The 4,836-nt window shown below is 71.4% G+C and carries 3 protein-coding genes and 1 pseudogene; all 4 read left to right on the top strand.

Annotated elements, in window-relative coordinates; all coding sequences use genetic code 11:
• A pseudogene (locus VFZ20_RS10290) lies at positions 1–314 on the top strand (NDP-hexose 4-ketoreductase); the annotation flags it as partial.
• Positions 315–454: 140 nt separating this feature from the next.
• On the top strand, positions 455–2,773 hold the full coding sequence (gene bamA, locus VFZ20_RS10285) for an outer membrane protein assembly factor BamA (RefSeq protein WP_329683780.1): 2,319 nt from the start codon (positions 455–457) through the stop codon (positions 2,771–2,773).
• A 37-nt stretch (positions 2,774–2,810) separates the two neighbouring features.
• Positions 2,811–3,341, top strand: a complete 531-nt coding sequence (locus tag VFZ20_RS10280; protein ID WP_329683779.1) for an OmpH family outer membrane protein — start codon at positions 2,811–2,813, stop codon at positions 3,339–3,341.
• A 461-nt stretch (positions 3,342–3,802) separates the two neighbouring features.
• The coding region (lpxD, locus tag VFZ20_RS10275; RefSeq protein WP_329683778.1) for a UDP-3-O-(3-hydroxymyristoyl)glucosamine N-acyltransferase at positions 3,803–4,836 on the top strand (1,034 nt) is incomplete at its 3' end.

Raw genomic sequence — 4,836 nt, 5'->3', positions numbered from 1 at the left:
TTCACCCGCTGACCAAGGAGCAGATCGGCTCGATCATCCACAACCTGCTCAAGGACGTGGAGGACCGGCTGAAGGAGGAGGAGCTGTCGCTGAAGCTGACCGACGATGCCGTGGACTTCATGGTGGAGCACGGCTACGACGAAAAGTTCGGCGCGCGGCCCCTGCGGCGGGCCATCCAGCGGTACCTGGAGGACCCGCTGTCGGAGAAGATCCTCTCGTCGGAGTTCAGCCCGGGCGACGAGATCGAGGTGACGGTCGCCGAAGACCGCCAGTCGCTCGCGTTCCGGGTGCCATCGAAAACCCAGACCGTCTGACCCCCAGCGTGTTTGATTCTCACCGGGGTAGGGCCGCCCTCGCGGCGGCCCTCCTCTCTTTCGCCCTCGGCGGCGCCCTCCCCGGCGCCGCCCTCGCGCAGGACCCCACCCCACCGCAGGCCGCTCCCGCAGGGTTCGTCGTGGATACCGTGGACGTGCGCGGCACGCGGCGCGTGACCCCCGAGGCCGTGCGCACGTCGGCCGGCGTGCGCACCGGGTCCGTGGTGAACGCGCAGCTGGTGCAGGAGGCCATCCGGCGGCTGATGGCCACGGGGAGCTTCGAGACCGTGCAGGTCTACGTGCGCGGGGCGGAGCAGGGCCGCGGCGCCCTGGTGCTGGACGTGACCGAGCGGCCGTTCGTGGCCCAGGTGGCGTTCGTGGGGCTGCGCAGCGTGTCTCCCAACACCGTGCGCGACAGCGCCGGGCTCAAGGAGAACGCGCCGCTGGACCCGCAGCGGGTGGCGGCGGCGCAGGCCCTTACCCGCAACCTGCTGGCCAAGAAGGGCATCCAGCTCCTGGGCATCGACACCACCCTCACGCCGGTGGAGAACGGGGCCGTGCGGCTCACGTTCAACGTGCGCGAGGGCAACCGGCTCACGGTGGCGGACATCGACTTCACGGGGAACCAGGCGTTCACCGACGAGCAGCTGCAGGGCGCCATCTCCCTCAAGGAGGAGGGGTTCTGGTGGTTTCGCTCGGGCCGCTACGACCGCGAGGCGTTCGACGAGGACCTGCGCACCAACCTGCCCAGCTTCTACGGGAGCCACGGCTACATCGACTTCGCCGTCGTGGGCGACACGCTCGTCGTGGACCCCGAGACGGGCAAGGCGCGGCTGGTGGTGGAGGTGTCGGAGGGCGCGCAGTATCGCCTGGGCGAGTTCAACGTCCAGGGCAACTCGCGGTTCCCCAGCGAGGTGCTGGCCGACGTGTTCACCACGCAGCGCCGCTCGGTGCTGGGCCTGCCCTTTGGCGGCACGAGCGAGCGCGAGCAGGGCGAGGTGTTCGACCAGCAGGCGTTCAACCGCGCGGCCACGGACATCGAGCAGCAGTACCGCAACGAGGGCTACCTGTTCGCGCAGGTCATCCCCAGCATCCAGCGGGTGCCGGGGGCCGAGGGGCAGCCCCCGCGGGTGAACGCCACGCTGGCCGTGAGCGAGCAGCAGCCGTTCTACATCCGCAACGTGTCGTTCCGGGGCAACAGCACCACGCACGAGAACGTCATCCGCGAGCGGCTGTGGATCGTGCCCGGCGACGTGTACAACGAGGCCCGGGTCATCCAGAGCTACCAGGCCATCTCGGGGCTGGGCTTCTTCGAGGTCCCCATGCCGCTTCCCGACATCCGCCCGGACCCGGCCACGGGGCAGGTGGACATCACCTTCAACGTGAAGGAGAAGCAGACGGGGAGCGTGAACTTTGGCACGGTGTTCGGGGGCGGGCCGTACGGCAGCACCCGCGGGCGCTTCGCCGGGTTCCTGGGCTACCAGCAGCCCAACCTGTTTGGCCAGGGCAAGTCGGCCAGCCTGCGGGCGGAGTACGGCTACGGCCGCAGCACCATCGAGGCCAGCTACTCGGACCCCAGCATCGCGGGCGGGCGCAACTCCGGCGCGGTGTCGGTGTTCCGCCGCGGTGACCGCTACGTGCGCTTCGGCAACGGGCGGCGCCTGCAGACGGGCGCGTCGCTGCAGTTCGGCTTTCCCATGCCGGGGTCGCTGCGCACGCGGGCGTTCCTGGGCTACTCGCTGTCGCGCACGGAGTACCTGAGCAGCGAGGAGAACTGCGAGGGCGCCAGCACGAGCCTGTTCTGCCTTCCGGACGCCACGGCCAGTACGCTGTCGCTGTCGCTTACCCGCGACACCAAGAACCACCCGCTGTTCCCCACGTCGGGCACGCGGCAGTCGGTGACGGTGGAGCAGACGGGCGGCCCGCTGGGCGGCAACGGCATCTACCATAAGCTGTTAGCGCAGGCGGAGTGGTGGGTGCCCACAGGCCGGCTGGGCAGCAGCCCCCGCGCCCCCACGATGGCCCTGGGCCTGTCGGCGCGCACGGGGAGCATCTGGGGCGACGTGAACCGGTTCCCGTTCGAGCGGTTCTACGTGGGCGGCGTGATGTTCGGCCAGCCCCTGCGCGGCTATCAGGAGAGCAGCATCGGTCCCCGCGGCTACAGCGCGCAGTGCAACCAGAGCCTGCAGCTGGAGTGCCTGGGCGACGCCTTCTTCACGGTGTCGGGCGAGTACGCCCTGCGGCTCACGGACGCGCTCTCGGTGTCGGCCTTTGGCGACGCGGGCAACGTGTTTGGCAGCGTGGGCGAGTTCAACACGACGCGGCTGTACCGCGGCGCGGGCGTGGGCGCCACCCTGGTGACCCCGTTCCTGGGCGCCATCGGCATCGACGCGGCGTACGGCTTCGACCGGCCCGACCCGGGCTGGGAGATCCACTTCAAGCTGGGGAACCAGTTCTAAGGTTCCCCACCACCTTTTCACGAGACGGGACGTACCGATGAAGCGTTTTCTTTCGTTCGCTGTTGCCGGGGCCGTGGCCCTGCTCGCCGGCGCCGCGCCGGCCCAGGCCCAGCTCAAGGTGGGCTACGTGAACTCGCAGCGCATCCTGGCCGAGACGCCGGCGTTCGCCGACGTGCGCGCCACCCTGGAGCGCGAGTTCACGCCCCTGCGCGCCGAGATCGACTCGCTGGAGGCCCGCCTGGCCCGCGGCGACGAGGAGCTTCGCGCCCAGCAGGGCACGCTCACGGAGCAGGCGCGCCAGCAGCGCACGCAGGCCCTGCAGCAGCAGCTGGCGCAGTACCAGCAGCGCGCGCAGGCCATCCAGCAGCAGCTGCAGGGCCGCGAGCAGGAGCTGGTGGGCCCGGTGATGCAGCGCATTCGCGGGGTGCTGGAGGAAGTTCGCGCGGCGGGCGGCTTCTCGTTCATCATCGACCCGCCCGACGGGATGGTGGTGGCCGTGGACCCGGCGCTGGACGTGACCAACGACGTGATCCGCCGCCTGGGCGGCACGCCCGCGGCCAACCGCTGACGACGCGCGGACGGCGCCCGTTTGCGGGCGCGCGTCCACGCCGCTAGCTTCGGTGCCCGCGACACTTTGGTGTCGCGGGCGCTTTTTCGTGGGGGCGGGGGAGCAGGGAATAGGGAATAGGGAATAGGGAATAACCTGCAACGGCAGGGGCCCTCACCCGCTCGCTGTCGCTCCCACCCTCTCCCGCAAACTGCGCGGGAGAGGGTATAGACTTCGACGGGCCCTCGCCTCCGTGGCGAAGTACCTGCATGCGCAGTTCTCCCCCTCCCCCGCGAAGCGGGGGCAGGGGGTCGGGGGGAGGGGGCCCCCGCGGGCGAGAGAGACTCCGCTCCGGTGCATGGGCGAGGCGGTCCCCCCCTCCGCGGGCGAGACAGCGTCCGCTCCGGTGCACGGACGTTGCGAGCCGGTCCGCCCCGCGAATTGGAAGCTTGCATGACAAACGACGACGATCCCACGGGGGCATGGCGGAGCTGACGATCGCCGAGGTGGCGCGCATCGCGGAGGGCGAGGTGGAGCAGGGAGACGCAGGGCGCGTCGTCCGCGGCGTGGCGCCGCTGGACGAGGCACTGCCGCACCACGTCTCGTTCGTTGCCGAAGCCCGTTACCATCCCTACATTCAGGCGTCGCGGGCCGGGGCCCTGCTCGTTGCACGCGACGCCGCCGTGGAGCTGCCCGCCGGGATGGCCGCCATCCGCGTGGACGACCCGCGCAAGGCACTCGCGCGCATCCTGCCGGCGCTGTATCCGCCGCCCGCGCCCACGCCCGGCATCCACCCCACGGCCGTTGTCGCGGACGGGGCGACGGTCGCGGCGTCGGCGTCCGTGGGCGCCTACGCCGTCATCGGCGCGGGGACGCGCGTGGGCGAGCGGGCCCGCGTGGCGGCGCACGTCGTCATCGGGGACGGGTGCGAGGTGGGCGACGACGCCGTGCTGCATCCCCACGTGACGCTGTACGACGGCGTGCGTCTGGGTGCGCGGTCCATCGTCCACAGCGGCGCGCGGCTGGGCTCCGACGGCTTCGGCTTCGTGCCGGAGGGGCGCGGGCTGCGCAAGGTGCCGCAGGTGGGCGGGTGCGTCATCGGCGACGACGTGGAGATCGGCGCCAACACCACCATCGACCGCGGCTCCATCGGCGACACGGTCGTGGGGCGGGGGACCAAGATCGACAACCTGGTGCAGATCGGGCACAACTGCCGCATCGGCCAGTCCGTCATCATCGTCTCCCAGGTGGGGATCAGCGGGTCTACCCGGGTGGGCGACGGCGCCGTGCTGGGCGGACAGGCCGGTGTGCAGGGCCACATTGAGATCGGCGCGGGGGCACGGGTGGGCGGCCAGGCCGGGGTGACGGCCAGCGTGCCCGCCGGGGTCACGGTGAGCGGCTACCCCGCGCGCCCGCACCGCGAGGCCATGCGCATCCAGGCGGCCGTGTTCGGCCTGCCGAAGCTGATGGAGCGCCTGAAGGCGCTGGAGAAGGCGGTGCTGGGCCGGGGCGCGGA

Origin of the sequence: Longimicrobium sp. (genome assembly GCF_036280135.1) — a bacterium.
Lineage (GTDB): Bacteria > Gemmatimonadota > Gemmatimonadetes > Longimicrobiales > Longimicrobiaceae > Longimicrobium.
This window is presented reverse-complemented; position numbering and strand designations above follow the sequence as displayed.